At 72.8% G+C, this 25,836-nt stretch carries 23 protein-coding genes and 1 pseudogene; 8 read left to right on the top strand and 16 right to left on the bottom strand.

Translation table 11 applies throughout. The features are described 5' to 3' along the window. Window positions 1-27: 27 nt before the first annotated feature. Together ACFXGA_RS16345 and ACFXGA_RS16340 are read left to right on the top strand one after the other, a co-directional pair. A complete protein-coding gene (locus ACFXGA_RS16345) occupies window positions 28-1,167 on the top strand; it encodes a Gfo/Idh/MocA family protein (protein WP_378088542.1) in 1,140 nt (379 codons plus the stop codon). Next, window positions 1,164-2,168 (top strand): sugar phosphate isomerase/epimerase family protein, encoded by a 1,005-nt coding sequence (locus ACFXGA_RS16340; protein ID WP_378088540.1) that lies wholly within the window; start codon window positions 1,164-1,166, stop codon window positions 2,166-2,168. The genes ACFXGA_RS16345 and ACFXGA_RS16340 overlap by 4 nt, the downstream gene beginning before the upstream one ends. 587 nt (window positions 2,169-2,755) lie before the next feature. On the opposite strand, the gene ACFXGA_RS16335 is transcribed toward ACFXGA_RS16340, so the two are convergent. From ACFXGA_RS16335 to ACFXGA_RS16325, 3 genes are all read right to left on the bottom strand, one after another. Beyond that, complete coding sequence (locus ACFXGA_RS16335) at window positions 2,756-3,292, bottom strand: cytochrome P450 (RefSeq protein ID WP_378088538.1); 537 nt, start codon at window positions 3,290-3,292, stop codon at window positions 2,756-2,758. Between the two features lie 111 nt (window positions 3,293-3,403). Continuing rightward, the gene (gene rsrA, locus ACFXGA_RS16330; protein ID WP_378088536.1) at window positions 3,404-3,721 is read right to left on the bottom strand and encodes a mycothiol system anti-sigma-R factor; all 318 of its coding nucleotides are present in this window, start codon (window positions 3,719-3,721) and stop codon (window positions 3,404-3,406) included. Continuing rightward, on the bottom strand, window positions 3,718-4,344 hold the full coding sequence (locus ACFXGA_RS16325) for a sigma-70 family RNA polymerase sigma factor (protein WP_378088534.1): 627 nt from the start codon (window positions 4,342-4,344) through the stop codon (window positions 3,718-3,720). The genes rsrA and ACFXGA_RS16325 overlap by 4 nt, the downstream gene beginning before the upstream one ends. 215 nt (window positions 4,345-4,559) lie before the next feature. Between ACFXGA_RS16325 and ybaK the strand changes: the two genes are divergently transcribed. After that, window positions 4,560-5,036 carry a Cys-tRNA(Pro) deacylase gene (gene ybaK / locus ACFXGA_RS16320; RefSeq protein WP_378088532.1) on the top strand — a complete coding sequence of 159 codons (477 nt, stop codon included), beginning with the start codon at window positions 4,560-4,562 and terminating at the stop codon, window positions 5,034-5,036. A gap of 4 nt (window positions 5,037-5,040) precedes the next feature. On the opposite strand, the gene ACFXGA_RS16315 is transcribed toward ybaK, so the two are convergent. Both ACFXGA_RS16315 and ACFXGA_RS16310 read right to left on the bottom strand, forming a co-directional pair. Next, a complete protein-coding gene (locus tag ACFXGA_RS16315; RefSeq protein WP_378088530.1) occupies window positions 5,041-5,655 on the bottom strand; it encodes an alpha/beta family hydrolase in 615 nt (204 codons plus the stop codon). After that, the gene (locus ACFXGA_RS16310) at window positions 5,652-6,413 is read right to left on the bottom strand and encodes an SOS response-associated peptidase (protein ID WP_378088528.1); all 762 of its coding nucleotides are present in this window, start codon (window positions 6,411-6,413) and stop codon (window positions 5,652-5,654) included. Before ACFXGA_RS16310 ends, ACFXGA_RS16315 begins: the two co-directional genes overlap by 4 nt. A 97-nt stretch (window positions 6,414-6,510) precedes the next feature. Between ACFXGA_RS16310 and aroA the strand changes: the two genes are divergently transcribed. Both aroA and rsgA read left to right on the top strand, forming a co-directional pair. Next, complete coding sequence (gene aroA, locus ACFXGA_RS16305; protein WP_378088526.1) at window positions 6,511-7,785, top strand: 3-phosphoshikimate 1-carboxyvinyltransferase; 1,275 nt, start codon at window positions 6,511-6,513, stop codon at window positions 7,783-7,785. A 1-nt stretch (window position 7,786) separates the two neighbouring features. Beyond that, the gene (gene rsgA / locus ACFXGA_RS16300; RefSeq protein ID WP_378088524.1) at window positions 7,787-8,797 is read left to right on the top strand and encodes a ribosome small subunit-dependent GTPase A; all 1,011 of its coding nucleotides are present in this window, start codon (window positions 7,787-7,789) and stop codon (window positions 8,795-8,797) included. A gap of 170 nt (window positions 8,798-8,967) precedes the next feature. On the opposite strand, the gene ACFXGA_RS16295 is transcribed toward rsgA, so the two are convergent. Genes ACFXGA_RS16295 through ACFXGA_RS16285 form a run of 3 tightly spaced genes read right to left on the bottom strand, consistent with a single transcriptional unit; the run spans window position 8,968 to window position 11,511 of the window. Next, entirely contained in the window at window positions 8,968-9,459 is a 492-nt protein-coding gene (locus ACFXGA_RS16295; RefSeq protein WP_378088522.1) for a DUF6912 family protein, read from the bottom strand. Next, window positions 9,456-10,832 (bottom strand): wax ester/triacylglycerol synthase family O-acyltransferase, encoded by a 1,377-nt coding sequence (locus ACFXGA_RS16290; RefSeq protein ID WP_378088520.1) that lies wholly within the window; start codon window positions 10,830-10,832, stop codon window positions 9,456-9,458. Before ACFXGA_RS16290 ends, ACFXGA_RS16295 begins: the two co-directional genes overlap by 4 nt. Before the next feature lie 10 nt (window positions 10,833-10,842). Continuing rightward, window positions 10,843-11,511 (bottom strand): phosphotransferase, encoded by a 669-nt coding sequence (locus tag ACFXGA_RS16285; RefSeq protein WP_378088518.1) that lies wholly within the window; start codon window positions 11,509-11,511, stop codon window positions 10,843-10,845. A gap of 63 nt (window positions 11,512-11,574) precedes the next feature. Here ACFXGA_RS16285 and ACFXGA_RS16280 point away from each other — a divergent pair, with 63 nt between their 5' ends. Next, the gene (locus tag ACFXGA_RS16280; RefSeq protein ID WP_378088516.1) at window positions 11,575-12,345 is read left to right on the top strand and encodes a TrmH family RNA methyltransferase; all 771 of its coding nucleotides are present in this window, start codon (window positions 11,575-11,577) and stop codon (window positions 12,343-12,345) included. Between the two features lie 337 nt (window positions 12,346-12,682). Here the strand turns inward: ACFXGA_RS16280 and ACFXGA_RS16275 are convergent, their stop codons facing one another. Then, window positions 12,683-13,093: an HAD-IA family hydrolase gene (locus ACFXGA_RS16275; RefSeq protein ID WP_378088514.1), complete on the bottom strand. Its 411-nt coding sequence runs from the start codon at window positions 13,091-13,093 to the stop codon at window positions 12,683-12,685. Window positions 13,094-13,150: 57 nt separating this feature from the next. On the opposite strand from ACFXGA_RS16275, the gene ACFXGA_RS16270 reads away from it, so the two are divergent. Continuing rightward, complete coding sequence (locus ACFXGA_RS16270) at window positions 13,151-13,531, top strand: Rv3235 family protein (RefSeq protein WP_378088512.1); 381 nt, start codon at window positions 13,151-13,153, stop codon at window positions 13,529-13,531. 1,110 nt (window positions 13,532-14,641) lie between these two features. Here the strand turns inward: ACFXGA_RS16270 and secA are convergent. From secA to ACFXGA_RS16235, 7 genes and pseudogenes are all read right to left on the bottom strand, one after another. Then, a pseudogene (secA, locus tag ACFXGA_RS16265) lies at window positions 14,642-17,138 on the bottom strand (preprotein translocase subunit SecA); the annotation flags it as partial. Between the two features lie 569 nt (window positions 17,139-17,707). Next, window positions 17,708-18,400 (bottom strand): ribosome hibernation-promoting factor, HPF/YfiA family, encoded by a 693-nt coding sequence (gene hpf, locus ACFXGA_RS16260; RefSeq protein WP_378088510.1) that lies wholly within the window; start codon window positions 18,398-18,400, stop codon window positions 17,708-17,710. 431 nt (window positions 18,401-18,831) lie between these two features. Then, window positions 18,832-19,452, bottom strand: a complete 621-nt coding sequence (locus ACFXGA_RS16255) for a ComF family protein (RefSeq protein ID WP_378088508.1) — start codon at window positions 19,450-19,452, stop codon at window positions 18,832-18,834. Between the two features lie 81 nt (window positions 19,453-19,533). Next, window positions 19,534-21,264 carry an LpqB family beta-propeller domain-containing protein gene (locus tag ACFXGA_RS16250; protein WP_378088507.1) on the bottom strand — a complete coding sequence of 577 codons (1,731 nt, stop codon included), beginning with the start codon at window positions 21,262-21,264 and terminating at the stop codon, window positions 19,534-19,536. Next, window positions 21,261-22,970: an MtrAB system histidine kinase MtrB gene (gene mtrB / locus ACFXGA_RS16245; RefSeq protein WP_378088505.1), complete on the bottom strand. Its 1,710-nt coding sequence runs from the start codon at window positions 22,968-22,970 to the stop codon at window positions 21,261-21,263. Before mtrB ends, ACFXGA_RS16250 begins: the two co-directional genes overlap by 4 nt. Window positions 22,971-23,134: 164 nt before the next feature. Continuing rightward, the gene (gene mtrA, locus ACFXGA_RS16240; protein WP_015104936.1) at window positions 23,135-23,812 is read right to left on the bottom strand and encodes an MtrAB system response regulator MtrA; all 678 of its coding nucleotides are present in this window, start codon (window positions 23,810-23,812) and stop codon (window positions 23,135-23,137) included. Window positions 23,813-23,997: 185 nt separating this feature from the next. Next, window positions 23,998-24,639 (bottom strand): dTMP kinase, encoded by a 642-nt coding sequence (locus tag ACFXGA_RS16235; protein WP_378088503.1) that lies wholly within the window; start codon window positions 24,637-24,639, stop codon window positions 23,998-24,000. A gap of 141 nt (window positions 24,640-24,780) precedes the next feature. Here ACFXGA_RS16235 and ACFXGA_RS16230 point away from each other — a divergent pair, with 141 nt between their 5' ends. Next, on the top strand, window positions 24,781-25,740 hold the full coding sequence (locus ACFXGA_RS16230; protein WP_378088501.1) for a hypothetical protein: 960 nt from the start codon (window positions 24,781-24,783) through the stop codon (window positions 25,738-25,740). Window positions 25,741-25,836: the final 96 nt, after the last annotated feature.

Below are 25,836 nucleotides of genomic sequence, written 5' to 3'. Positions count from 1 at the left end.
CGACACTGCTGCTGCGAAAGGCTGCTGATGACGGAAGAGATCGGTGTGGGCATGGTGGGCCACGCGTTCATGGGTGCGGTGCACTCGCACGCCTGGCGCAGCGTCCACCGGTTCTTCGACGTGCCCCTGACGCCCCGACTGGCCGTCCTCGGCGGCCGTGACGCGGCGCGCACCAAGGACGCGGCGACCAAGTACGGGTGGGCCGCCGTCGAGACCGACTGGCGCGCGCTCGTCGCCCGCGACGACGTCCAGCTCGTCGACATCTGCACCCCCGGCGACACGCACGCCGAGATCGCGCTCGCCGCGCTCGCCGCCGGCAAGCACGTGCTGTGCGAGAAGCCGCTGGCCAACACGGTCGCCGAGGCCGAGGCGATGGCCGCCGCCGCGGCCGAGGCCGCCGGGCGGGGCGTCCGGTCGATGGTCGCGTTCAACTACCGGCGCGTGCCCGCCATCGCACTGGCCCGCAGGCTGGTGGAGGAGGGCCGGATCGGCGAGATCCGGCACGTGCGCGCCGTCTACCTGCAGGACTGGCTGTCCGACCCGGAGTCGCCGATGACGTGGCGGCTGCGGCGCGAGAAGGCCGGCTCCGGCTCGTTGGGCGACCTCGGCGCGCACATCGTGGACGCCGCCCAGTACGTCACCGGCGACCTGATCACCGGCGTCAGCGCCACCACCGAGACGTTCGTCCGCGAACGGCCCGACGGCGACGGGCGCGGCGAGGTCACGGTGGACGACGCGGCCGTGTTCCTGGCCCGCTTCGAAGGCGGCGCGCTGGGCACGTTCGAGGCGACCCGGTACGCGCTGGGGCGCAAGAACGCCATGCGGCTGGAGGTCAACGGCACCCGCGGCAGCCTGGCGTTCGACTTCGAGTCGATGAACGAGCTGTCGGTGTTCTCCGCCGACGACGGGCCGTCCGCCGGGTTCCGGCGGGTGCTGGTGACCGAACCCGACCACCCGTACGTGGCCGCGTGGTGGCCGCCGGGGCACATCCTCGGCTACGAGCACACGTTCACCCACGAGGCGGCCGACTTCCTGACGGCCATCGGCGACGGCGTCGACCCGGCGCCGAGCTTCGCCGACGGCCTGCGCGTGCAGCGGGTGCTGGCGGCGGTCGAGGAGAGCGCCGCGCGGCAGTCGACGTGGACCACGATTGGAGACCTGGGATGAGCCGACCGGTCACGCTGTTCACCGGCCAGTGGGCCGACCTGCCGTTCGAGGAGGTGTGCCGACTCGCCTCCGGGTGGGGCTACGACGGGTTGGAGATCGCCTGCGGCGGCGACCACTTCGAGGTGGACAAGGCGCTGGCGGACGACGACTACGTGCCGGCCAAGCGCGAGATGCTCAAGAAGTACGGGCTCGACGTGTGGACGATCTCCAACCACCTCGTCGGGCAGGCCGTGTGCGACGACCCGATCGACTTCCGGCACCAGGCCATCCTCCCGGCCCGCGTCTGGGGCGACGGCGAGCCGGAGGGCGTGCGGCAGCGCGCCGCCGCGGAGATGGCCGACACCGCGCGTGCGGCGGCCAAGCTGGGCGTGGACACGGTCGTCGGCTTCACCGGCTCGTCGACCTGGAAGTACGTCGCCATGTTCCCGCCCGTGTCGCAGGCCGTGATCGACGAGGGCTACGCCGACTTCGCCCGCCGCTGGAACCCGATCCTCGACGTGTTCGACGAGGTCGGGGTGCGGTTCGCGCACGAGGTGCACCCGTCGGAGATCGCGTACGACTACTGGACCACGCGCAAGGCGCTGGACGCGGTCGGCAACCGGCCCGCGTTCGGCCTCAACTGGGACCCGTCGCACTTCATCTGGCAGGACCTCGACCCGGTCGGGTTCATCCTCGACTTCGCCGACCGGATCTACCACGTGGACTGCAAGGACACGAAGAAGCGCCTCGACGGGCGCAACGGGCGGCTCGGGTCGCACCTGGCGTGGGCCGACCCCCGGCGCGGGTGGGACTTCGTGTCGACCGGCCACGGCGACGTGCCGTGGGAGGAGTCGTTCCGGGCGTTGAACGCGATCGGGTACAGCGGGCCGATCTCGGTCGAGTGGGAGGACGCCGGGATGGACCGGCTGCGCGGGGCGGAGGAGGCGGTCGGGTTCATCCGGCGGCACCTGTTCGACCCGCCCGCCGCGTCCTTCGACGCCGCGTTCAGCACGGGGGAGTGAGTGGACCGGTCGACGCCCACCCGCCCGTGGGCGTCGACCACCCCCGACCGTTTCCCGACACGATCGGGTGATCATCGCCGGAAAATGTACGGAAACACCGTTACCGCTCCTCGGTTGCACATGAGGAACCGCGACCAACCCCCAACCCCAACCCACCCAACCCCGACCCCACCCCCGCCGACCGCCCCGCTCCCAGCCGCCCCGCCGGCGACCCACCTCCCGAGCCCGCCCCCGAAGCCGGGCTCAGCCCCGCCGGAGACCCCGAACCCGGCGTCGAGCCCGAACCGGCCGTCGAGCCCCGACCGGGCCCGCATCCGGAACCCGCAGTCGGTCCCCGGCGTGCCGGGCGCGCCACTCCACCCGGCCCCGACCTGCCCGCCGCTCCCGGCGGCCGGCCACACCCGCCGAGGCCCGCGCGCGATGCCCTGCCCGCGCCCACACTCCGGACCCGGCCCACACTCCGGTCCCGGCCCGGGCACGCGCCCCGGCCCCGGCACGCGCCCGCGCTGAACCCCGCCGACCTCCACCGCCGAAACCCCGGGTCACGCCGCCCTCAGCGGCGTGACCGGGGGGCGGCGGCTCGGGGATCACCAGGTGACCGGCAGCGATCGGAGGCCGTAGATCGGCGCGTCGAACCGGAACGCGACCTCCTCGAACGGCACGGCCAGGCGCAGGTCCGGCAGCTCCGTCACGAGCGCCCGCAACGCGACCCGCATCTCCAGCCGCGCCAACAGCTGCCCGACGCACTGGTGCACCCCGCTGCCGAACGCGAGGTGCGCCCGCGCGTCCCGACGCAGGTCGAGGCGGTCCGGGTCGGGGAACGCGGCCGGGTCGCGGTTGGCGGCGAACAGGGACGCGATCACCCCCTCGCCCGCGCCGACCGCCGTCCCGCCGACCGTCGCGTCACGCGCCACCGCCCGCACCACGCCGTGGTGCACGGGGCTGAGGTAGCGCAGCAGCTCCTCCACCGCGCCCTCGACCAGGTCCGGCGACGCGACCAGCGCCTCCCACCCCGCCCGGTCCCGCAGCAGCGCCAGCACGGACAACGCGATCGAGTTCGCGGTCGTCTCGTGCCCGCCGACGAGCAGCAGCACGGTCATCCCGACGGCCTCCTCGTCGGTCAACCCGGGCTCCCGCACCAGGCGGCTGACCAGGTCGTGGGGGGGGGGCGGGCGGCGGGCCCCCCCGCCCCCAGACCCCCCCGCCCCCGGCGCCCGCCCCCCATCGACTGGGGTTCAGGCGTCGGAAGACTCGGACGACCTGGTCAGCGTGGTCGTGACCTCGACCTCCACCGACGTGGTGTCCGCGGTCTGGTAGAGCCGGGCGCGCAGCCGCCGCCGCAGCTCCTCCGGCGCGTGCTCGCCGCCGCACTTGCGGGCCAGCAGCGCCTTCAGGTGCTCCTCGATGCCGTACTGCTCCAGGCACGGGTGGCACTCCTCCAGGTGCGTCTGGAGCAGGGCCTTGCGCTTCTCGTCGCACTCGCGGTCGAGGAACAGGTACACCTCGGCCAGCACCTCGGAGCAGTCCGTCTCGTGCGGTTCGCCGCAGCTCATCGGTCCGCCACCTCCTGCCGGCCGTCGCGGATGATGCCGCGCTCGCGGGCGACGTCCGCCAACTGGTCGCGAAGCTGCCTGCGGCCCCGGTGCAACCGGGACATCACGGTGCCGATGGGGGTGCCCATGATGTCTGCGATCTCCTTGTAGGCGAAGCCCTCGACGTCGGCGAGGTAGACGGCGATCCGGAACTCCTCCGGCAGTCGCTGCAGGGCTTCCTTGACGTCCGAGTCGGGGAGCCGGTCCATCGCCTCCACCTCGGCCGACCGCAGCCCGGTCGACGTGTGGCTCTCCGCCTGCGCGAGCTGCCAGTCGGTGATCTCGTCCGTCGGCTGCTGGATCGGCTGGCGCTGCTTCTTGCGGTAGCCGTTGATGTAGGTGTTGGTGAGGATGCGGTACAGCCACGCCTTGAGGTTCGTGCCCTCCGAGAAGGACGCGAAGGCCGCGTACGCCTTCAGGTAGGTCTCCTGGACCAGGTCCTCGGCGTCGGCGGGGTTGCGGGTCATCCGCAGGGCCGCCGAGTACAACTGGTCGAGCATCGGCATCGCGTCGCGCTCGAACCGCGCTGCGCGCTCGGCCGTTGTCTCGTCAGTCGGCGTGTCCTGCGTTCGCGTGGCTGGCACCGCGCTCCCTTCCCACCGGCTGGTCAGCGCGGTGGCCGGTACTGTCTGGGACGCAGTCGAGGATACGCGGCGCTCGCCGGGGCGGCAGGGGGCGGAGCCTCGCGGTGGACGTGCCCTGACCTGCCTGCTGACCTGCTGCTCCATCACCTCGGTAGCCACATCCCGCACCAACGCGACGGACGTGCCGGGCATTCCCCGTACTAGGGTGCGCGTCCATGGCCGGACGTGGGACGCCCGCCACCGCGTTGCTGGACAAGCAGAAGGTGGCCTACGCGCTGCACGCCTACGAGCACGACCCCCGCCACGAGTCGTACGGGCTGGAGGCGGCCGAGGCGTTGGGGATCGCGCCCGAACGGGTGTTCAAGACGCTGGTCGCGGAGGTGGACGGCAGGTTGGCCGTCGGTGTGGTGCCCGTCACCGGGCAGCTCGACCTGAAGGCGCTGGCCGCCGCCGTGGGCGGGAAGAAGGCGAGGATGGCCGACGTCGCCGCCGCCGAGCGGGCCACCGGGTACGTCGCGGGCGGCATCTCGCCGCTGGGGCAGAAGAAGCGGCTGCCGGTGGCGCTGGACGCCTCGGCGCGGGGCTTCGACACCATCTACTGCTCGGCCGGGCGGCGCGGGCTGGAGGTCGAGCTGGCGCCGGAGGACCTGGTCCGGCTGACGCAGGCGGTCGTGGCGCCGATCTCGGCCTGACCGGTCACACGTCCAGCGGGCGCAGCACCCGGTCGAGCCACTCGCCGACGGACCGGCCCAGCGCGGCCACGTCGGCCTTGAGGTTGTGGTCGCCGGGCAGCAGCACCACGTCGCGGTGGTGCGCCGGGCCCGGCCGGCCGAACGGGTCGTTCTCGCCCTGCACGACCAGGACGGGCACCTCGACGCCGTCCAGCTCGGGCAGCCGGGACTTCTCCGGCTTGCCCGGCGGGTGCACCGGGAACGCCAGGCACAGCACCGCGACGGCCTGCCCCTCGGCCGCCGTCCGGCACGCCACCCGCGCGCCGGACGAGCGGCCCCCGAACACCAGGGGCAGGTCGGCGAACCAGCTCGACCCCAGCTCCTCGGCGACCGCGAGCCACGCCGCGTCGAGCTGCCCGGCGGGCGCGGGCGCGCGGCGGCCGGCCACCCGGTAGGGCTGCTCCACCAGCGCCACGTGCACGCCGACGCCCACCGCCGCCCGCGCCGCCGCGACCAGGTCGGGCGCGGCGATCCCGCCGCCCGCGCCGTGCCCGAGGAGCAGCGCGGCGCGACTGCCGGAGGCGCAGTGCAGCTCGGCCCGCGCGGGGCCGTGGGGCGTGTCGACCTGCCGGGAGGTCATGTCAGCTCGAACAGGGTGGGCTCCGGCTTCTCGGCCTCGCCCAGCCGGACCGCGTCCATCAGCGACGGATCGTTGTTCTTGATGCTGTTGACCCTCATCGACACCGGCCGCAGCTCCAGCGCGTCCACCAGGTCGCGGTCGGGCGCGAGCAGGTCCTTGGGGTCTCCGTTGTCCGGGTCGAGCCACGCCGCCCAGCGGTCCTTCGGCAGCACCAGCGGCATCCGGTGGTGCACCTGCGCCATCTCGCCGATCGCGTCCGTGGTGAGCACGGCGCAGGTGATGACGGGCTTGCGCTCGTCACCCTCCTGCTGCCACCACACCGACCAGATGCCCGCCAGGGCGAGGCTGGAGTCGTCGCCGGGGTTGATGAAGTACGGCTGCTTGCGGCCCTCGCCGGGCTGCCACTCGTACCAGCCGGCGGCCGGGACGATGCAGCGGCGCTTGGCCGCGGAGTCGCGGTAGGCGGGCTTGTCCAGCACGCTCTCGGCCCGCGCGTTGATCATCTTCGCGGCGCCGGACAGGTCCTTGGCCCAGTGCGGCACCAGGCCCCAGCGCATCACCCGGACGCTGCGCTCGGTGGTGTCCGGGTCGGGGTTGCCGTCCTCGTCGCGCGGGTGCCGCTCCACCACGGCCAGCACCTGCTTGGTCGGCGCGACGTTGTAGTCCGGGCCGGGCGCCGCGCCCTCGGTGCCGTCGACCGCGTCGAACTCCGCCGCGAGCAGCGCGGGGTTCTTCGTGGACGCGTACCTGCCGCACACACCGATCACCTCTCCGGGATTGCCTCGGGTCCGCCATCGTCGCACGTCGGAGTGCCCGGTGCGAGCTGTCGTCAACCCGATGCGGGATCATCGGGCCATGACTCAGCAGTGGTCCGCTCCCACCGCCGACGGCCCGGTCGACGCGACAGTACCCGTGCCCGGCTCCAAGTCGATCACCAACCGCGCGCTCGTGCTCGCCGCGCTGGCCGACGGGCCGTCCGCGCTGCACGCCCCGCTGCGCAGCCGGGACACGAACCTGATGGCCGCCGCGCTGCGCTCGCTCGGCGTCGACGTCGCCGACGGCCCGGACGGGTCCTGGCTGGTCACACCCCACGAGCTGCGCGGACCGGCGCAGGTCGACTGCGGCCTGGCGGGCACCGTGATGCGGTTCCTGCCGCCCGCCGCCGCGCTCGCGGTCGGCGACGTCACGTTCGACGGCGACCCGCACGCGCGGGTCCGGCCCATGACCACGATCCTGGACGCGCTGCGGGCGCTGGGCGCGGACGTGGCGGGCGACGCGCTGCCGTTCACCCTGCACGGCAAGGGCGGTCTGCCCGGCGGCGAGGTGACCATCGACGCGTCGGCGTCGTCGCAGTTCGTGTCGGGGCTGCTGCTGTCGGGCGCGCGGTACGAGAGCGGCGTGACCGTGCGGCACGACGGCAAGCCGGTGCCCTCGCTGCCCCACATCGAGATGACCGTGACCATGCTGCGCGAGGCCGGGGTCGCGGTGGACGACTCGGCGGCGAACGAGTGGCGGGTCGAGCCGGGCCCGATCGCGGGCCGCGACTGGCACGTCGAGCCGGACCTGTCCAACGCCACGCCGTTCCTCGCCGCGGCGGCCGTGACCGGCGGCCGGGTGACGATCCCGGGGTGGCCCGCGGAGACGACCCAGCCGGGCGGGGCGGCGCGGGACCTGTTCGAGCGGATGGGCTGCGAGGTCGGGCTGACCGACGAGGGCCTGGTGCTGCGCGGCCCGGACCGGCTGACCGGGATCGACGTGGACCTGCGCGACGAGAGCGAGCTGACGCCCACCGTGGCGGCCCTGGCGGCGCTCGCGGAGGGCCGGACCCGCATCCGCGGCGTGGCGCACATCCGCGGCCACGAGACCGACCGGATCGCGGCGCTGGCCGCCGAGATCAACCGCCTGGGCGGTGACGCCGAGGAGACCGAGGACGGCCTGGTCATCACGCCCCGGCCGCTGCGCGGCGGCGTCTGGCGCGCCTACGCCGACCACCGGATGGCGACCGCGGGGGCGATCATCGGCCTGGTCGTGCCGGGTGTGTCGGTGGACGACATCGGGTCCACGACGAAGACGATCCCGGACTTCCCGGGGATGTGGGCGGCCATGCTGTCGCAGCCGGGGGCGCGCTGACGTGGCGCGGGGCGACTGGCGGCGGTTGGACGAGTCCGACGTGCGGGTGCGGCCGGGCAAGGGAACCCGGCCGCGCAGCAAGCGCCGGCCCGAGCACGCGGACGCGGTGCCCGCCATGGTCGTCGGCGTGGACCGCGGGCGGTGGACGTGCGCGCTGGACGAGGACCCGGCGCGGATGGTGGTCGCCATGCGGGCGCGGGAGCTGGGCCGCACGCCGGTCGTCGTCGGCGACCACGTCGGGCTGGTCGGCGACACGTCCGGGCAGCCGGACACGCTGGCGCGGATCGTCCGGGTGGCGGAGCGGCGGTCCGTGCTGCGGCGCACGGCGGACGACACGGACCCGTTCGAGCGGGTGGTGGTGGCCAACGCCGAGCAGCTCGTGATCGTGTCGGCGCTGGCCGACCCGCAGCCGCGCCGCGGCTTCATCGACCGCTGCCTGGTCGCCGCGTACGCGGGCGGGCTGGAGCCCCTGCTGTGCCTGACGAAGTCCGACCTCGCGCCGCCCGACGACCTGCTCGCCGCCTACGCCGAGCTGGACCTGCCGGTGGTCGTGACGCGGTCCGACCAGGACCCGGCCGAGCTGCGCGCGCGGATGGCGCACCGGCTGTCGGCGTTGATCGGCCACTCGGGGGTCGGCAAGTCCACGCTGGTGAACAAGCTGGTGCCGGACGCGCGGCGGGCGGTGGGCGTGGTGAGCGGGGTCGGCAAGGGCCGGCACACGTCCACGCAGACCGTGGCGCTGCCGCTGCCCGAGGGCGGTTGGGCGGTGGACACGCCGGGCATCCGCTCGTTCGGCCTGGCGCACATCACGCCGGACGACATCGTCGCCGCGTTCCCGGACATGAAGGCGATGGCCGAGGAGTGCCCGTCCGGCTGCGGCCACCAGGGCCCGCCGGAGGACCCCGACTGCATGCTGGACGAGCTGGTGCGCACCGGCGAGGCGTCACCCGGCCGGCTGGCCTCCCTGCGCCGCCTGCTGTCCTCCCGCTCCAAGCTGGAGGAATACGACTAACCCGCGCGTGTCCTACCTCCAGAACGCGTGAGTCCTACGTTCAGAACGCGAGAGTCCTACGTTCAGGTCGCGTGAGTCCTACGTTCGGGACCCCTGAGTTCAACGCTCGGAACGGGCGACCAGGGCATTCGCACCCCGGCGGCGGGCCGCTGCCGGGGTGACGCCGACGCCTACATCAGCTCCAGCAGGAACGGCAGCTCCTGCGGCGCGTACCAGGCCAGCTCGTGGTCCTCCGCCCCGCCCAGCGCGAACTCGGCGTCGGGATCGCCCAGGTCCGCCGCGTCGATCACCTCGGCCGCCGCGCGCACGTCGTCCTCGGCGTCCAGCGTGTCCAGGTGGATCGCGGCGATGGCCTTCATCGGCACCGGGCCGGACAGCTTCACCACGGAGAAGTCCAGGTCCGGCCGCAGCTTCACGTCGTCCACGTCCGCGGACACCACCGCGCGCCTCGGCGCGGCCTTCTCGTCGCCCGCGATCAGCCGCAGCGAGCCGCGCGCGGCGTCGAGCATCGCCGAGTACTCCAGCTCCTCCGTGTCGCCGGTCGCGTACGACTCGCGCAACGCGGGCGTCAGGGCGAACCCCGTCCCGCCCACCGGGACGAACTCGCCCCGCTCCAGCAGGTCGCGCAGCATCGCGACGGTCGCCGGGAGGTACACCCTCATGCGGACACCGTTCCCATCAGTTCCTCCACCGACTCCTCGACCATCGCCGCCAGCACGTCCACATCGGACATGGCGTCGCGGTCCGCGTTCAGGCCGAAGTACACGCCACCGTCATACGACGTCACGCCGATCGACAACGCCTGGTTCTTCGCCAACGGCACCACGGGGAACATCTCGATCATCCTCGCGCCCGCCGCGTACAGCGGCACCTGCGGCCCCGGCACGTTCGTCACCACGACGTTGAACAACCGCCGCGAGAACGACGACGCCGCCCGCGCGCCCAACGCGTGCAGCGTCGGCGGCGCGAAGCCCGACAACCGCACCAGCGTCTGCGCCGCCACCGACTGCCCCGACTCCTGGTGCGCCCGCATCGCGTGCGACACGTGGTGCAGCCGCACGGCCGGGTTCGGCTCGCCCACCGGCAGGTCGACCAGGTACGCCGACACCTGCGTCTCGTCGTCCCGCACGGACATCGGGGCCATCGCCCGGATCGTGGTGCCCGCCGTCACGACCTCGCCGCGCGACAGCAGCCAGTTCCGCAGCGCGCCGGACAGCACCGCGAGCACGCCGTCGTTCACCGTGCCGCCGTGCGCCCGCCGGACCGCCCGGAACGCCTCCAGCTCGGTCCGCGCCACCGCGAACCGCCGCTGCGGCGAGATCCGCACGTTCAGCGGGCTGCCGGGCGCGGGCGTCGCGGCGGTCCGCACCGCGGACACCAGCCCGCCGAACACCCCGGCCACCTTGCGCACCGTGGCCACCGTGTCCATGGCCGCCGACCGGGCGTTCTCCACGACCTCGCCGGGCCGCTGCACGGCCTCCGCCACCGCGTCGGCCACGAGCTGCAACCCGCTCGGCTCCGGCGACGGCATCCACAGCGACTCGACCGGCGGCCGCGGCGTCGGCGACACGTCCAGCATCACCTGCCCGATCTCCGGCGCGCCGATGCCGTCGACCATCGCCTGGTGCGTCTTGGTGATCACCGCGGTCCGGTTCCGGGCCAGGCCCTCGACCAGGTAGACCTCCCACAGCGGCCGGGTGTGGTCCAGCGGCCGGGACATCAGCCGCGCCACCAGGTCGTGCAGCTGCCGGTCGCTGCCCGGTTTCGGCAACGCCGAGCGCCGCACGTGGTACGTGACGTCGAAGTCCGCGTCGTCCACCCACACCGGCCGCGCGAGCCGTCCGGGCACGTGCACGACCTTCTGCCGGTAGCGCGGCACCAGCGACAGCCGCTGCTCGATCAGGTCGACCAGGCGGTCGTAGTCGAAGCCCGAGCGCGGCCGCCGGAACACCGCCACCCCGCCGACGTGCATCGGCGTCGTGGAGTCCTCCAGGTACAGGAACGAGGCGTCCAGCGCGGACAGGCGGTCGGGCATGCCGCCCAGGCTAGTCGCTGCAGTGCCGCACGAGCCGCTGCACGGCGCTGACCTCGGCTGCGTCGCGCTCGTGCCGGGCGAGCCTGATCGCCGCGGCGGCCGGCATCGCCCGCCGGGCCTCGGCCCGCACCGAGCCGTCGACCCCGGACAGGAACCCGCGCACCATCCGCGACCGGGCGAGCCGCATCACCGGCCGCAGCGGCGCGACCGCCATCGCGAGCCAGCTCAGCGCCACGTCGAGCTTCCGGTCGCCCTTGACCGCGCTCCCCCAGTCGACGACCACCGCGCCCTCGGGGCCGAGCACCACGTTGCCGGGGTGCAGGTCGAGGTGCAGCAGGTCGCCGTCGCCGTCGAGGAAGGTCGGCGCGGGCACCCGGTCGAGCCGGCCGTGCAGCCCGGCCAGCTCGCGGCCCAGCGCACCCGCCCGCCACGGCTTCGCGTCCAGCTCCTGCGACATGCGCGGACCGGGCACGTACTCCATGACCAGCTCCGGCCCCGACGCCTCCGCCACCCGGGGCACCGGTATGCCGTGCCCGCGCAGGTAGCGCATCAGCTCGGCCTCGGGCCGCAGGTCGCGCCCCGTGCGGCTGCGCTTGACCAGCAGGCCGTCGGGTCGCAGGTAGACGTCCGCCTCCCGGCCGCTGGCCAGCAGACGGTGCGCCTCGTCGCGCGATGTCATGTGACGATCATCATGATTGACAGCGAAGAAACAAGCCCCAATCGGGTAGAGGACACTTGTTCCGTGGATGTGTCACCCAAGGACAAGTTCGTCACCGTGTACGGCCGCAAGCCCGTGCTGGAGGCCCTGGACGACCCGAGGCTCGACGTCGACAAGGTCGTGCTCGCCGACACGGCCCGCGGCCCGGCCGCCCGGGAGATCCTGGACGCGGCCGGTCGGCGGGGTGTCGCGGTGCAGCGGGCTTCCGCGCAGCGGGTCAAGGTGCTGGCCGGGAACGGCAAGCAGGACCAGGGCGTGCTGGCGGACGTGGTCGCGCCCCGCATGCGGCCACTGGGGGCGGGGCTGCGCGAGCTGGGGTCGCGGGGGTGCGTGCTCGTGCTCGACGGGATCACCACGCCGGCGAACGTCGGCATGATCCTGCGCACGGCGACGGCGGCGGGGATGGACGGCATCGTCGTGCCGCGGCGGGGTGTGGCGTCCCTCGACCCGCTGGTGGTGAAGGCGTCGGCGGGGGTGGCGTTCCGGGCTCCGGTGCTGCGGTGCGCGACGGCCGCGGAGGCCGTGGTCGCGTTGCGGGAGGCCGGGTACCCGGTCTTCGCGCTCGACGCCGACGCGCGGTCGTCGGTGTACTCGGCGGACCTGCCGGCGCGGGCGGCGTTCGTGCTGGGCAGCGAGACGGCCGGGATCTCGCCCGACGTGCGGCCGCACGTGACGGGGTGGTTGTCGATCCCGATGGCGGCGGGGGTCGAGTCGTTGAACGTCGCCAGTGCGGCGGCCGTGCTGTGCTTCGAAGTGGTCCGGCGGCGGACGACCGGGGCCGGCGCTCGGTCGTAGCCGGCCGGCCTTGCTCGGTGGTGGCCGTTCGGGCGTGGTCGATCGGGCGCGGCGTGGTCGATCGGTCGTGGTGTCGTGGCGGTCGGGCTTCGGCGCAGCGCGGGTGCCCGAGGGCCGCTCCGGCACCCGCGCTGCCTATCCCGGCTGATCGGTGGCTCACCACAGCCACCCGACGCGGTACCCGTCGGGCCGTCCCGACCAGCCTCGGACGTCCCGCGTCCGCGCCGCTTCCCACGACGCGGATCGCGGGACCACGTTTCGGTGGAACCTACGGACGTCGTCGGGTGACCGACAATTCCTCGCCCCGGTGGAATACCGATCGCCGTTCGTGACCGAATTAGCTCTGGAGGGGGATGTCCAGCAGGATTTCGAGTTCCTGGAGCGTGGAATGCACGGACTGGTGGTGCACACCGACCATTCCGGCCGCCGCCGCGCCCCGGACGTTGACCGCGAGGTCGTCCACGAAGACGCACTCGTGCGCGGGCAGGCCGAGGCGTTCGGCGGTCAGGAGGTAGATGCGGCGGTCGGGTTTGGCCAGGCCGACGTCGCCGGAGGTGACGACGACGTCGAACACGTCCTCCCACCCCGCAGGCGGCCGCCACCGGAAGTCGGCGTTGGACAGCACGGCGGTGAGGATGCCCTGGTGACGGGCCTGGCGCGTGGCCACGAGGAGGGGCGGTTCGAGTGCCGCGAGGTCGTCGCCCGGGTCCGTGAGGACGCCGCCGAAGTCCAGGACCAGTCCCCGCACCGTGCCTCCATCGGGTGATCTTGGTACGAAAACCCGGGCGTGCGCCCTCGGTTCAGCATGCCACCTCGACTGCGCCCCCTGTCCTCCGCGAACGCCGACCGGCCCGCCACCCCGCCGGCCACTCCCCCGCCGAGCACCTCGCCCGACCCCGCCCTCGACGCCCGCCACTTCCTGTTCCCGCTGGTGGAGGCCCTGAGCGGCCGCCGGCCACCGCGCCAACTGTCGGCCACGTTCGAGCCACGCGCCCTGACCACCGTGGCCCGCGCCGCCACCCCCACCCGAACCCGCCTGGGCCGCTACCGGCTGTGCCACGTGTCGCCGGACGCGGCGGAGCTGGCGGGCACGCTGCACATGGAGACGAAAGTCCGCGCATTCGCCGCCCGCGTGGAGCGCCGGGGCTCGCGCTGGCACTGCACCGAATTCCACCTGCTCCCTTGATGGCGTGACCTGGGCCGATCCATGCCCCTCCCGGCCCATTGGTCACACAATCGGGTGACATTGGCCCGAAAATGTACGGAAACACTGTTACCGCACCTCGGTTGATTAAGACCGAGCCGGCAACCACCCCCGACCGCCAACCCACCCGACCGCCCCACCCAACGACCACCCCACCGACCGCCCCACCCAACGACCACCCCACCGGCCGCCCCACCCGACGGCCAACACACCCGCCGGCCCACCCACCTGCCCAGCGACCCGACGCGACCCCATCAGGAGGCCCACCGCGAACCCGACACCGCAGCCACGCATCGAGCACACATCACGGCCGGCGCCCGGAGGCCGACGCCGGAACCGCCCGGAGCCCGCGGGCATGAGCCCGCCACCTCGCCGGCCGAGACCTCCGGGCACCCCGCCCGGCGACTGGGCGCTTCGCCAGGCGACGGCCCGGCCCGGGGACGTGAGGCCACGGCGGGCGAGCTGTGGCAGGTGAGGTCGCGAGATGGGGCCTGTCAGGCCGGCCGGAGGGGGTCGCAACGGGTGGAGCCGTGGCGGGGTCGGGCCGCGGCCCTGGTGGATGCGGCGGGGGAAGGCGTGGTCGGCGGGTGGTGCGAGGCCGTGCGGTGCGTGAGAGCTGCGGTGTGGGAGCGCAGTGGGTGCGGATGCGCGAAGCGGGGCCCGGTGAGTCGGGCCCCGCTTCGCGTGTGCAGGTGTGGTTTATCGGGATGGGTTACTGGCGCGGGCCCTTGCGCTGGCCCTTCGCCTGGGCGCGGGCGGCGGCGCGGCGTTCTTTGCGGGTGCCGCCCTGCTGGCCGGGGCCGCCCTGCTGGGGGGTCTTGCCGCTGGTCTGGGCGTCGCCGCTCTCCGAGGGGCCCGAGTAGGTCAGGCCCTGCTGGGCGCGGCCGTCCAGGCCCTTGCCGCGCAGGGCGGGCGGGATGGCGTTGCCGCTTTGCAGCTGGGCCAGGGCCGGGCCGGCGGGGGCCTGGTTGGCGGCGGCGGCTTGCTGTTGGGCGGCGGCGGCCGCGGCGGCGCGGGCCCTGGCGCGGCTGCCGGACAGCGGGCCGCCGTTGGTGATGGAGACCTGGACGGGCGGTTCGGCGGCGGGTTCGGGTTCGGCGGCTTCGACCTGCAGGTTGAACAGGAAGCCGACGGTCTCCTCCTTCAACGCGTCCAACATGGCGTTGAACATGTCGAAGCCCTCCCGCTGGTACTCGATCAGCGGGTCGCGCTGGGCCATCGCCCGCAGGCCGATGCCCTCCTTGAGGTAGTCCATCTCGTACAGGTGCTCGCGCCACTTGCGGTCCAGGACGGAGAGCAGGACGCGGCGCTCCAGCTCGCGCATGGCGCCGGGGCCGACCCGGCCGTCGATGTCCGCCTCACGCGCCTCGTACGCGGCCAGGGCGTCGGCCTGCAGCTTCGCCTTCAGCGACTCGCGCGTGATGTCGTCCTCTTCTTCGAGGAGCTTCTTGTGGTCGAGCGTGATCGGGTACAGCGTCTTGAGCGCCGTCCACAGCTGGTCGAGGTCCCAGTCCTCGGCGTAGCCGTCGGCGGTCGCGCCGTCGACGTACTCGCCGACCACGCTGGTGATCATGTGCTCGACCTGTTCGCGCAGGTCCTCGCCGTCGAGCACGCGACGGCGCTCGTTGTAGATGACCTTGCGCTGCTCGTTCATCACCTCGTCGTACTTGAGGACGTTCTTGCGGATCTCGAAGTTCTGCTGCTCGACCTGCGTCTGCGCGCTGCGGATGGCCCGGGTGACCATCTTGTGCTCGATCGGCACGTCGTCCGGCACCTTCAGCCGGGTCATGACGGTCTCGACCATCGCCGCGTTGAACCGGCGCATCAGCTCGTCCTGCAGCGACAGGTAGAACCGCGACTCGCCGGGGTCGCCCTGCCGGCCGGAACGGCCGCGGAGCTGGTTGTCGATGCGCCGCGACTCGTGCCGCTCGGTGCCCAGCACGTACAGGCCGCCGGCCGCGCGGACCTCCTCGGCCTCGGCCTTGACCTCGGCGGTGATCTCCTCGATCAGCTTCGCCCAGGCGGCCTCGTACTCCTCCGGGTTCTCCACCGGGTCGAGGCCGCGTTCGCGCAGCTCGTGGTCGGTGATGATGTCCGGGTTGCCGCCGAGCACGATGTCGGTGCCGCGGCCCGCCATGTTGGTGGCCACGGTGACCGCGCCCTTGCGACCGGCCTTGGCGATGATCAGCGCCTCGCGCTCGTGGTGCTTGGCGTTGAGCACCTCGTGCGGGATGCCCTTGCGGACCAGGAGCTTGGACAGGTACTCCGAGCGCTCGACGCTCGTCGTGCCGACCAGCACCGGCTGGCCCTTGTGGTGCCGCTCGGCGATGTCCTCGGCGACCGCCTCGAACTTCGCCTCCTCGGTCTTGTAGACCAGGTCGGACTCGTCCTTGCGCTGCATCGGGCGGTTCGTGGGGATGGGCACGACGCCGAGCTTGTAGGTCTGGTGGAACTCGGCCGCCTCGGTCTCGGCGGTGCCGGTCATGCCGCCGAGCTTGGCGTACAGCCGGAAGTAGTTCTGGAGGGTGATCGTGGCGAGCGTCTGGTTCTCGGCCTTGATCTCGACGCCTTCCTTGGCCTCGATCGCCTGGTGCATGCCCTCGTTGTAGCGACGACCCGCCAGCACGCGGCCGGTGAACTCGTCGACGATCATGACCTCGCCGTTGCGGACGATGTAGTCCTTGTCCTTGGTGAACAGCTCCTTGGCCTTGATCGCGTTCTGGAAGTAGCCGACCAGCGGGGTGTTGGTCGAGTCGTACAGGTTGTCGATGCCGAGCTGGTCCTCGACGAACTGCACGCCCGCCTCGGTGACGCCGATCGTGCGCTTGCGCTCGTCCACCTCGTAGTGGGTGTCGCGGCGCATCTTCGTGGCCAGGCGCGCGAACTCGACGTACCAGCGCGAGGACTGGTCGGCCGGGCCGGAGATGATCAGCGGGGTGCGGGCCTCGTCGATCAGGATCGAGTCGACCTCGTCGACCAGGGCGAAGAAGTGGCCGCGCTGGACCATCTCGTCCCGGCTCCACGCCATGTTGTCGCGCAGGTAGTCGAAGCCGAACTCGTTGTTCGTGCCGTAGGTGATGTCGGCGTTGTAGGCGACCCGCCGCTGCTCGGGGGTCATCTCGGACAGGATCGCGCCGACGGTCAGGCCGAGGAACCGGTGGATGCGCCCCATCCACTCGGCGTCCCGCTTGGCCAGGTAGTCGTTGGTCGTGACGACGTGCACGCCTTCGCCCGCGATCGCGTTCAGGTACGCGGGCAGCACGGAGGTCAGCGTCTTGCCCTCACCGGTGCGCATCTCGGCGATCTGACCGAGGTGGAGCGCCGCGCCACCCATCAGCTGGACGTCGAAGTGGCGTTGGCCGAGTGTGCGCTTGGCGCCTTCGCGGACGACCGCGAACGCCTCGGGCAGCAGCTCGTCCAGGGACTCGCCGTCGGCGTAGCGCTTGCGGAACTCCTCGGTCTTCGCGCGCAGCTCCGCATCGGAGAGGTCGACGACGTCGTCTTCGAGGTTGTTGATGTGCGCTGCGATGTTGCGCAGGCGCTTGAGCATCTTGCCCTCGCCAGCGCGGAGCAGTCGGGACAGCACCATCCGGGTCGACCTCATTACCTCATCGCGACGCGCCCGGGGGACGGGCGCCTTCCACAGGGGCTCGCCACGGCCATGGCGAGCCTTCACCACTCGCCATCGTAGGCAAGTCGTGGAGGTGTGTGCACAGACACAGGTAGGAACCCTCGTGCGCCGCCCTCTACACCCTCCGGACCACGCCCCGGCACGACCTCGCCGAGATCGCCGTGAGTGATCGGCTCCGAGGGCCCGTCACCCGGTCGGACGCAAAGCCCGCCGGCGGGACGCGTCCGCCGATCCACCGCGCGGCGCGGGCCGGGGGTGGGCCGTTCCGCGTGCTTTTCCGATCATCGAATACGTGATCGTCGGGAAATCGGCCACGGATCACCGGTGTGATCACGCGAACCGATCACGACCGCCGCGCGCCGGTGTCATTGCGGACGCCCTGAGCTGGGAATCCGGCGAAATCACCGATCTTCGCCGACCGGCCGGGACGACCCGGACGCGGTACCGCCAATTCACCGCGACCCCCGGCGCGCGAGGGCGCCGGGGGTCGCGAAAGTCACGGGTTGGGGACCGTGGTCAGGCGGCGCTCAGGCCAGCCTGATCACGCCGTAGTCGAACCCCTTCCGGCGGTAGACGACGCTCGGACGTCCGCTGTCGGCGTCGGAGAACAGGTAGAAGTCGTGGCCGACCAGTTCCATCTCGTAGAGGGCCTGGTCGACGGTCATCGGCTTGGCGGTGTGCTCTTTCTCGCGCACGATCCGGCCGGGCAGGTTGTCCTCGATGCCGTCTTCCCAGCGCTGCGCGGGCACTTCCGCCATGCCCTCGCGCTCGGGTTCCGGCTCGGCCGCCTCCAGCACGGCCGTGTGGCCCAGCCACATGCCTTGTGCCTGGCCGCCGTCGTTGTCGGGACGCAGGGGGAGCGCTTCCCCGAGTCCGCTGGTCGCCTCGGCGACCGATGTCGGGCCACGTCGCCCGTGGTGCACGCGCCTGCGGTCATGAGAGCGCCGCAGCCGGCTCTCGAGCTTGTTCACCGCGGCGTCCAGGGCGGCGTAGAAGTCGCCCGCGCACGCTTCGGAACGGACCACCGGGCCCCGTCCCTTGCCGGTGATCTCGACGCGCTGGCAGTTCTTCGACTGCCGGCGGTTCGGCTCGTGGAAGAGTTCCACGTCGAAGCGGATGACCTTGCGGTCGTAACGCCCCAATCGGGACAGCTTTTCGGCGACGTGCACCCGGTAGTGATCGGGCACCTCGACGTTGCGGCCCTTAACGACGATGTCCATACACGACCTCCCTCGCTTTGCTGCGAGCAATGGCTTCGGATCGCTGGGCGCCGGATTTCGCGATCGTCTTCGCGGATCGGTCGCTGAGGGTGGCCCCTCAGCGCCCCGCCGGCGCCAGGGTCATGGGCTGTTCGCCTCCTCCCCGCGTGCCGGGAACGCTGATAGCGGTGCACGTTAGCCCGGTATTCGCCGCTGCGACAGCCCCCGGGGCGGGGGAAGTCCAGAATTTTCTCTTCGTAACGGAGAGCGACGAAAATCCGGCGCCGGCCCCACGCCACGCGGGCGTGCCGGCATCGCGCGCTGTCGGCCGCTCACCCGAACGGCCGACCCCGGCGCAGGCGCTCGTCGGCAGAGTGGTTACGTCGAACGGCCTCCGCACGAGCGTCATAACCGGCCAACGGGCAAGCCTCCCGTGAGGTTCCCGGCGCGATTCACCCGTAGGAGTGGGTTCGGCGCGCTGTGGTCAACGTGAGCACAGCGGGTACCCCGATCCCGGCCGCTTTCAACACCGAAACGCACGCCCGTGCCGTGGATCCCGTCGTCACCACGTCGTCCAGCAGGACAACCGGCGCACCCGGCGGGGGCAGCCGTCCGGGGACGAGCCGCACCCGGCCCGCCAGATTCGCCTGTCTGGACGCGGTGTCCAGCCGCACGGAATCGCGAACTCCCCTCGCGAACGCGAGCGCCGGCGCGGCGGAAAAGCCGGACGCCCGTGCCATTCTCAGCACGTGGGAACCGCCGCGGGCGCGGGCGGCCGAGGCGCGCGACGGCGCGGGCACCAGCCACGCGCCCGGACCCACGCCGGGCAGCCGCGGCACGGCGGCGGCCACCAACGCGCCGAACACGGCCGCCAGCTCGCGCCGCCCCCGCTCCTTGAACGCGAGCACCAGCTCCCGCGCCGCACCGCCGTACGCGGCGAGCGCGAACACCGGCGGCCCGGCGCCGGGCACGCGCACGGGTGGGCCGAACGAGGCCAGGCAGGACTCGCACGGGCGCGCGCCCCACGCGCCGCAGCCGGGACAACGGGACGGGAACAGCAGTTCGATCGGCATGCGACCGACGATGCCGGCGGGCACCGACAGAACCGGCCCCTCCGCGCAGGTGCGCGGGGTTCCCGATCGGGTGAAGATGGGTCAGCCCGGGTAGAACACCTGGGTGCCCGCCTCCACCTTGGTCGGCGACGCGCGCCACACGTCGCCCACGTCGTTCGCGCTCCACAACCCGCTCTGGTCGACCGCCAGCACGTTGCGGCCGGGCGCGGCGGTCACCGAGGCCACCGGCGCGGTCAGGTTCGACGTGTTGTACCGCTCGACCCGCACCCCGTCGATGTTCACCTTCGCGATCGGGTACGCCGACAGCGACGTGCTGGCCACCAGCACGTCCTGCGCGAGCCAGTCCAGCGCCAACGCGCTGTTGCCGAGCTGCGACGGCTGGAGGTGGCGCGGCGACCGCAGCGACACCGCCGAGTCCTGCCCCTTGACCACGGCCGCGACCACGAGCTTGCCGTCCACGACGGCCGCCACCCGGGTGCCGTCGCGGGACAGCCGCAGCTCGCTGATCCGGCCCAGCTCGACCAGCTCCGAGGCGTTGACCGCGTTCGCCGTCCACCCGCCGTCGGTCTTGATCACGCGCACCACGTTCGCGCCGTCGGCGACGGTCCACACCTCCGTGCCCGGCTCGCCCTGCCGGCCGCTGAGCAGCCACGTCGGCCGGGTCATGGTGGAGGCGCGCAGGTCCACCTCGGCCAACTGCTCGGCCGTCGGCCCGACCCGCAGCCGCACGGAGTTCTCCCCCGTCCGGCTGACCACGGCCAGTTGGCTGCCGTCCAGCGACTGCGCCGCGCCGACCGCGTGGTAGTCGCCCGTGCCCGCCGGGCCGGGCACCGGGTCGCCGGTGAGGTGCTTGACCCGGCCGCCGGACACCAGCAGGCCCGCCAGGTCGGCGTTGGGCGTGGTCAGCGCCTCGCCGGTCTGCACGTCGCCGGGCCGCCACTCGTGCTGGTCGGCGTTGATGAACTGGCCCTCGACCAGCACCCGGATGCGGCTGCTGCTGACGCCCGCGAGCGACTTCACCACCTGCGCCACGATCTGCTTGCCGACCTGCGCGGTGATGTCGCCGACCTTGGTCAGGTCCACCTCCAACGCGCCGTCGTTGGCCTCGGACGTGCTCTTGCGCTGGGTCGCGCCGTTCGGGATGGCCGTGACCAGCGCGCCCCGCATGCCCACGGCGGGGCCCTTGAGCAGCAGGCTCGTCACCCGGCTGGGGATCGACGTGGACGGCGCGATGACGACCCAGCGCGGGTCGGGCACGAGGACGGTGAAGTCCGGGCTGTAGAAGAACAGCGTCACCCGCTGGTAGTTCTGCTGGAACCCGCCCAGCGGCACGTAGATGCCGTCCGGCGGCGCGGAGATGCGCCACTGGTCGTCGGCGTCCTTCTCGATCCCGATCGGCGTGTCGAGCGCGCCGATGAGCTGGATGAACGAGTTGTCCTCCAGCTGGAGCCGGCCGACGTTGCGGCCCTGGAGCAGCACGACGCGGTGCTTGTCGTCGGCGGTCAGGCCGGGCGTCGGCACGGTGTTGAACGTCGTGTCGATGATCGTCGGCGTGCCCTTGGTGTTCCACGCCTTCTTGGCGTCCTCGGTCAGGTACGCCTTGGCCGCCGCGTAGTCGCCCTCGGGGTTGGCGGAGGCGTTGACGAACTCCCGGACCAGCGTCAGCGGGTCGATGTCCCGGACCGGCTCGGGCGCGGCGGCCCGGGTGGCGTTGCCCACCGACGGGTTGACCGCGATCGGCGAGGTCTCGGTGGGGATCGCGGCGCAGCCCGCGGCCACCAGCACGGCCAGGAGCACCGCGAGGAGCCTCACCGGACCTCCTCGCGTTCGCCGGTGACGGGTTGCGCGGGCTGCCACGTGATCTCCTCCTCGGTCAGCTCGACCTCCTCCGCCGCCTCCGGCTCGTCGGGCTCGGGCTCGACCACGGGCGGCAGGTCCGGGGGCTCCAGCGGGAGCGGGCTGGACGTCAGCTCGTGGCCGAGGCGGCACGGCAGGGTGAGCCGGAACACCGCGCCGAGCCCGCGTTCGCCCCACGCCTCCAGCCACCCGCCGTGCAGGCGCGCGTCCTCCAGGCTGATGGACAGGCCCAGGCCGGTGCCGCCGGTGCGGCGGTTGCGGGACGGGTCGGCGCGCCAGAAGCGGTTGAACACCAGGTCCGCCTCGCCGGGCCGCAGGCCGACGCCGTGGTCGCGGACGGTCACCGCGACCGCCTCCCCGTCACCCCGCAGGGTCAGCTCGACCGGCATGCCCTCGCCGTGGTCGATGGCGTTGGCCAGCAGGTTGCGCAGGATCCGCTCGACCCGGCGGGAGTCCAGCTCGGCGGTGACCTCCTCGTCGGGCAGGTCCATCACGATCGTGGTGCCGCTGCTGTTGGCGATGGCGCGCACCGCGTCGTGGGCGCGGCGGGCCAGCACGCGGATGTCGACCAGCTCGGCGGCCAGCTCCTCCACGCCCGCGTCCAGCCTGCTGATCTCCAGCAGGTCGCCGAGCAGCGACTCGAACCGGTCCAGCTCGTCGACCAGCAGCTCGGTGGAGCGGGCCAGGCCGCCGGGGAACTGCTCCCGGGAGGCGTGCAGCACGTCCGCGGCCATCCGCACGGTCGTCAGCGGGGTGCGCAGCTCGTGCGAGACGTCGGAGGTGAACCGGCGCTGGAGCTGGCCGAACTCCTCGAGCTGGTGGATCTGCCGCTGGATGCTGGCGGCCATCTCGTTGTACGACTCGGCCAGGCGCGCCACGTCGTCCTCGCCGACCACGGGCATGCGCTCGTCGAGGCTGCCGTCGGCGAACCGCTCGGCGATCTCGGCGGCCTGCCGGACGGGCCGCACGACCTGCCGCGTGACCAGGTTCGCGATCAGCGCGAGCAGCAGGAGCAGCACGATGCCGCCGACGACCAGGGTGCTCTGCACGACGTCGGCGGTGGCCTGCTCGCTGGTCAGCGGGAACAGCAGGTACAGGTGCATGGCGCGGGCGGAGCTGTTCACCGGTTTGCCGACCACGAGCAGGGTCGTCGGCCCGGTCTCCCGTTCCACGGTGGTGATCTGGTAGCCGGCGCTGCCCCGTTCGAGCATCTTGAACAGGCCGTCCGGCACGTCCTCGTACTGGCCGACGGCGACCGGCAGGCCGTCGGAGCCGGTGCCGACGGGGTCGCGGAGCACCGGCTCGAACGCGCCCGCGCCGGAACTGGTGGGGTCGAGGTCGACCCCCGACGTGTTGATCTTGTTCAGGGCGGTGGTGAACCGCGTCTTGACGCTGTCCGGGCCGGGGTTGAGGCCCGCCAGGTCGGGCTGGATCGCCGCCGCGCTGGCCTCGGTCTGCCGGACCGCCGCCTCGATCTTGGTCTCCAGCAGCTGCCCGGTGATCTGCACCTGGAGCACCATGCCGAGCACGAACACCACGGCGGAGGACAGCGCGAGCGTGCTGACCACGACCCGCAGCTGCAACGAGCGCCGCCACAGCTCGCCGAACGCGACGACCTGCCGACGCGCGCGCTGCACCACGCGACGCGCCTCGCGCGCCACGGGGTCGAACCACCGGGGCTTGGGGTGACGGAGAGCGCCGCCTCCGGCTGCACCGGGCTCGGGGGTCCGCGACCGGTCGTCCGACGATCCGGGCGCCTGATCGCCGGCCGGCGCGTCGCGGACGACCGACCCGCCCTCGCGGGGTCGCCGGGGGAGGCGCCTCGTCACGGCGGCCCGGCCTTGTACCCGACCCCGCGCACGGTCAGCACCACCTCGGGGTGCTCCGGGTCGCGCTCGACCTTGGACCGCAGCCGCTGCACGTGGACGTTCACCAGCCGCGTGTCCGCCGCGTGCCGGTAGCCCCACACCTGCTCCAGCAGCACCTCGCGGGTGAACACCTGGCGCGGCTTGCGGGCCAGCGCCACGAGCAGGTCGAACTCCAGCGGGGTGAGCTGGATCGGCTTGCCCTCGCGCAGCACCTCGTGGCCGGGCACGTCGATGGTCAGGTCGCCGATCTGGAGCACCTCGGCGGGCTCGGCCTCGGTGCGGCGCAGGCGGGCGCGGATGCGCGCCACCAGCTCCTTCGGCTTGAACGGCTTGACCACGTAGTCGTCCGCGCCGGACTCCAGGCCCAGCACCACGTCGACGGTGTCGCTCTTCGCGGTCAGCATCACGATCGGGACGCCCGACTCGGACCGGATCGCCTTGCAGACGTCGATGCCGTTCATGCCCGGGAGCATCAGGTCCAGCAGGACCAGGTCCGGCTTCAACTCGCGCAGCGCGGGCAGCGCGCGGGCGCCGTCGGCCACCACAGCGGTGTCGAAGCCCTCGCCCCGAAGCACGATGGTCAGCATCTCCGCCAGAGCGGGGTCGTCGTCGACGACGAGCACGCGTGCCTTCATACCCAACATCGTCCCACTAGTGGTCGGAAGTCCACGCACCCCCCAGCGGTCATCGCTGCTGGTCGCCGTGCGCGTCCACTCCGTAGCCGGTCTGTGCCGCCGATCCACGAGCCCACCTCGTCCCGCTGAACGCGAATCCTCAGCGACTCATCGGTGGGGTGGTGACGTTTCGTTACTTTTTTACACTAACGGGGGAACCACCGGTCGAGGAGCGGATCGACGCGCAGGTCAGCGGTGCCGTCCAGCACCTCCCAGGGGGAGAGCCACCCGGCTGCGGCCAGCCCGTCGTAGACGGCGGCGCAGCGCCCCTGGAGGCCGCCGTCCGACTCGTACAGGTCGCGGTCGCGGGACTCCTCGGCCTCGCGGTGCGCCGCCCGGTCCGCCGCCACGGCCGGGGGCACGCGGAGCAGCAGGTGCAGGTCCGGGATCGGCAACCCGAAGCGGTCCACCTCCAGCGCCCGCAGCCACGCCACGAACGCGCCGTCGGCGCCCTGGCCCAGCCGGGCCGCCCCGTAGGCCGCGTTCGACGCGATGTACCGGTCGAGCAGGACCACGTCGTACCGGTCGAGGTCGGCGCGGATCGCGTCCCCTGCGCCACGCCGGTCCAGCGCGTAGAGGACGGCCATGCCGTACACCGAGTCGGTCAGGTCGCCGAGCCGGCCGTGCAGCGCGTCGCGCACCAGGTCGGCGTGCACGTCCTGGTCGTAGCGGGGGAACGCGCCGGTCGAGACCTTCGCGCCCCGCGCGCCCAGGGCGTCGGTCAGCGCCCTGGCCAACGTGCGCTTGCCCGCGCCGTCCAGGCCCTCGATCACGACGAGTTTTCCCACGAGGCACACCCTAAGGGGCACCACCTCTGCACGATCGGCGGCACCACTTCCCCCAGTTGGGTGATGAGAGATCCTTTGCGTCACCAGATTGAGTGACTACGGTGAACCCCATTTCCGGTTGCGCGAAAGGGTGGTGCCGCGGTGACCGCGGATTCCGGGCACGCCAGACCGGTCGACGACCAGGCCGCCCAGCCGCCGGGGAGCCTGCCCAACGGCCTCGCCGAGACCCTGCGCTACGGGCCGTTCCACCGGGCGCTGCACGACGCCATCGCGCACCGCGGCCTCTCGCTGGCCCGGCTGCGCGCGCACCTCGGGCAACTGGGCGTCCAGGTCGGGCAGTCCACCCTCAGCTACTGGCAGCGCGGGTTGCGGCACCCCGAAGTGCCCCGCGCCATCAACACCGTGCGGGCGTTGGAGACGGTGCTGAGGCTGCCGGCGGAGTCGCTGGTGGCGCTGGTCGGCAACCGGCCGCAGCCGCGGCCCGCCCGGCCGGGCGCCTGGGGGTCGCCGACACCGGTGGTGTCGGAGTTCGAGCCGGTCGGCGACGTCGGCGCGAACGCCGGCATCGAGGTGCTGTCCGTGCACGACACCGTGCTGATCGGGCCCGAGCGGGAGCAGCGGTCGATCAGCACGCGGCTGGTGGTCCGGGCGACGAAGGCCGGGCCGGACCGGTACCTGGCCGTGCACCAGGGCGACGAGGGCTGCCTGATCGACAACGCGCTCGTGCGACCGGGCGAGGGGTGCCGGCTGGGCCGGCTGCGCCGGCAGCTCGCCACCCGCGGACTCGTGTTCGAGCTGCTGTTCGACCGCCGGCTCGCCGAGGGCGAGGAGCACGTGTTCAGCTTCACCGTGGTGGACGACACCGGCGGGCCGACGCCCGGCCACCGGCGGTCGTTCCGCGAACCGTGCCGCGGCTACCTGCTGCAACTGGCGTTCAACCGCCGCGCCCTGCCCGCGCGGTGCACCAGGCAGTTCCGGGTGGACGCCGACGCGGCCCCGGTGGACCTGGAGGAGCTGGTGTGCGGGCTCGGCGGGTTCGTCAGCGCCTACTTCCAGGACGTCGGGCCCGGCGTCGCGGGCATCGGCGTCGAGTGGACGTAGCGGAACGGCCGGGGGCCGCGACGGGCCCCCCCCGTCATGACGCCAGTGCGTATAGGTAGTTGATCTGGGAGTTTGGGGGCGAGTAGATAATAACAA

Origin of the sequence: Actinosynnema sp. NPDC059335 (assembly GCF_042752395.1) — a bacterium.
Classification (GTDB): Bacteria; Actinomycetota; Actinomycetes; order Mycobacteriales; family Pseudonocardiaceae; genus Actinosynnema.
Note: the sequence above shows the minus strand (reverse complement) of the source record. Positions and strands in the feature narration are given on the sequence as shown.

Coding starts and splice junctions, on each gene's coding strand:
- ACFXGA_RS16270 (WP_378088512.1), top strand. CDS start 13,151: ATGCCACCTCGACTGCGCCCCCTGTCCTCCGCGAACGCCGACCGGCCC.
- ACFXGA_RS16295 (WP_378088522.1), bottom strand. CDS start 9,459: ATGAGGGTGTACCTCCCGGCGACCGTCGCGATGCTGCGCGACCTGCTG.
- ACFXGA_RS16285 (WP_378088518.1), bottom strand. CDS start 11,511: ATGACATCGCGCGACGAGGCGCACCGTCTGCTGGCCAGCGGCCGGGAG.
- ACFXGA_RS16340 (WP_378088540.1), top strand. CDS start 1,164: ATGAGCCGACCGGTCACGCTGTTCACCGGCCAGTGGGCCGACCTGCCG.
- ACFXGA_RS16290 (WP_378088520.1), bottom strand. CDS start 10,832: ATGCCCGACCGCCTGTCCGCGCTGGACGCCTCGTTCCTGTACCTGGAG.
- ybaK (WP_378088532.1), top strand. CDS start 4,560: ATGGCCGGACGTGGGACGCCCGCCACCGCGTTGCTGGACAAGCAGAAG.
- ACFXGA_RS16255 (WP_378088508.1), bottom strand. CDS start 19,452: ATGCCGATCGAACTGCTGTTCCCGTCCCGTTGTCCCGGCTGCGGCGCG.
- ACFXGA_RS16315 (WP_378088530.1), bottom strand. CDS start 5,655: ATGACCTCCCGGCAGGTCGACACGCCCCACGGCCCCGCGCGGGCCGAG.
- hpf (WP_378088510.1), bottom strand. CDS start 18,400: ATGGACATCGTCGTTAAGGGCCGCAACGTCGAGGTGCCCGATCACTAC.
- mtrA (WP_015104936.1), bottom strand. CDS start 23,812: ATGAAGGCACGCGTGCTCGTCGTCGACGACGACCCCGCTCTGGCGGAG.
- rsrA (WP_378088536.1), bottom strand. CDS start 3,721: ATGAGCTGCGGCGAACCGCACGAGACGGACTGCTCCGAGGTGCTGGCC.
- ACFXGA_RS16345 (WP_378088542.1), top strand. CDS start 28: ATGACGGAAGAGATCGGTGTGGGCATGGTGGGCCACGCGTTCATGGGT.
- aroA (WP_378088526.1), top strand. CDS start 6,511: ATGACTCAGCAGTGGTCCGCTCCCACCGCCGACGGCCCGGTCGACGCG.